Source organism: Flavobacterium sp. UGB4466 (genome assembly GCF_903469665.1).
Lineage (GTDB): Bacteria > Bacteroidota > Bacteroidia > Flavobacteriales > Flavobacteriaceae > Flavobacterium > Flavobacterium lipolyticum.
The window spans coordinates 1-2,341 of sequence record NZ_CAGKLC010000218.1 but is presented as its reverse complement, the minus strand read 5'-3'; the positions used below and the strand labels follow the sequence as shown (position 1 = coordinate 2,341).

At 32.7% G+C, this 2,341-nt stretch carries 1 protein-coding gene; it reads left to right on the top strand.

Features of this window, described 5'->3' with window-relative positions; translation table 11 throughout:
* Window positions 1–300 precede the first annotated feature (300 nt).
* A complete protein-coding gene (gene rpsA / locus JO950_RS21700) occupies window positions 301–2,079 on the top strand; it encodes a 30S ribosomal protein S1 (RefSeq protein ID WP_202704508.1) in 1,779 nt (592 codons plus the stop codon).
* Window positions 2,080–2,341 lie beyond the last annotated feature (262 nt).

Below are 2,341 nucleotides of genomic sequence, written 5' to 3'. Positions count from 1 at the left end.
CAATTCACAATTAGCAATTAACAATTAACCATTATCAATTCTCAATTCTCAATTAACCATTAACAATTAACCATTAACCATTATCAATTATCAATTATCAATTATCAATTATCAATTATCAATTATCAATTATCATCTAACACACTTTTGTTTTGCTATTAAAAATAAATGTATTAATTTTGCAGTCCTTTTGGCAAAGAAGAGTTTCCTTTAGGTATCAACTATTTATGTAAAACAACTTCTGTATTTTCTACTGCTTTATGAAACTCGAGAGAAACAGAATACAAATTTTTTATCAGCATGTCTGAACAATTAAAATCACAAGAAGAGTTTTTAGCAAATTTTAACTGGCATAACTTCCAAGAAGGAATTGATGCAGTTGATGAGAAAAACTTATTAGAATTCGAAGAACTAGTTTCAAAAACTTTCATCGCTACAGATCAGGAAGAAGTAGTAGAAGGTGTAGTTGTTAGAATTACAGATAGAGACGTTATCGTTGATATCAACGCAAAATCGGAAGGTGTTATTTCTTTAAACGAATTCCGTTACAACCCAAACTTAAAAGTAGGTGACAAAGTAGAAGTATTAATCGACATCCGTGAGGACAAAACTGGTCAATTAGTATTATCTCACAGAAAAGCTCGTACTATTAAATCATGGGATAGAGTTATTGCTGCAAACGAAACAGGTGAAATCGTTAATGGTTTTGTAAAATGCAGAACTAAAGGTGGTATGATCGTTGACGTTTTTGGTATTGAAGCTTTCTTACCTGGATCTCAAATTGACGTTAAGCCAATTAGAGACTACGATGTATATGTAAACAAAATGATGGAATTCAAAGTGGTAAAAATTAACCACGAATTCAAAAACGTTGTTGTATCTCATAAAGCACTTATCGAGGCTGATATCGAAGTACAGAAAAAAGAAATCATCGGTCAATTACAAAAAGGACAAGTATTAGAAGGTGTTGTTAAAAACATTACTTCTTATGGTGTGTTCATTGACTTAGGTGGTGTTGACGGATTAATTCACATTACTGACCTTTCTTGGAGCAGAATCAACCACCCAAGTGAAGTTCTTGAATTAGACCAAAAATTAAACGTTGTAATCCTTGATTTCGATGATGAGAAAACAAGAATTCAATTAGGATTGAAACAATTAAACGCTCACCCATGGGATGCTTTAGATGCTAATTTAACAATTGGTGATAAAGTAAAAGGTAAAGTAGTTGTAATCGCTGATTACGGTGCTTTCATCGAAGTTGCTGAAGGTGTTGAAGGTTTAATTCACGTTTCTGAAATGTCATGGTCTACTCACTTACGTTCTGCTCAGGACTTCGTGAAAGTTGGAGATGTTGTTGAAGCAGTTATCTTAACTTTAGACAGAGACGATCGTAAGATGTCATTAGGTATCAAACAATTGACTCAAGATCCATGGACTGACATTACTTCTAAATACCCAGTAGGTTCTAAACATACAGGTATCGTTAGAAACTTTACAAACTTTGGTATTTTCGTAGAATTAGAAGAAGGAATTGATGGATTAATCTACATTTCGGACCTTTCTTGGACTAAGAAAATCAAACACCCATCTGAGTTTGTAAATGTTGGTGAGAAACTTGATGTTGTAGTATTAGAATTAGATGTTGAAGGACGTAAATTATCTTTAGGTCACAAACAAACTACTGCTAATCCTTGGGATCAATACGAAGATTCTTTCGCTGTAGGAACTATCCACAATGGTGAGATTTCTGAAATCGTTGACAAAGGAGCTACTGTAGAATTCGGAGATGATATCGTTGCTTTCATTCCAACTCGTCACCTTGAAAAAGAAGACGGAAAGAAATTGAAAAAAGGTGATACTGCTGATTTCAAAGTTATCGAATTCAACAAAGAATTCAAAAGAGTAGTAGCTTCTCACACTGCTATCTTCCGTGAAGAAGAAGAGAAAAACGTGAAAGCTGCAACTGAAAATACTTCATCTACATCTACTACTAATGCACCAGCTGCAACTTTAGGAGATAACAATGATGTATTAGCTGCATTAAAAGCTAAAATGGAAAAAACGGAGAAAAAATAATTCTTAGTTTCCTCTAAATAGAAAGTCCCACAGCAATGTGGGACTTTTTTTTACTTCAATATTTTTTTTATTTAAAATTTAACAGAAAAAGTTGTGTTATTGTGTTAAAGAATTATTTTTGTGTAAAAATACCACTTATGAAGAAACTCTACTTTGTAGTTCTGGCTCTATGCCTTTTTAATACTTTGAATGCACAAATAATAAGTATTCCAGACACTAATTTTAAAGATAAATTATTAGCATCAGCCGCATATTTAGATAC

Excerpts from the sequence above, each read along its gene's own strand:
- rpsA (WP_202704508.1), top strand. The coding sequence starts at position 301 with ATGTCTGAACAATTAAAATCACAAGAAGAGTTTTTAGCAAATTTTAAC.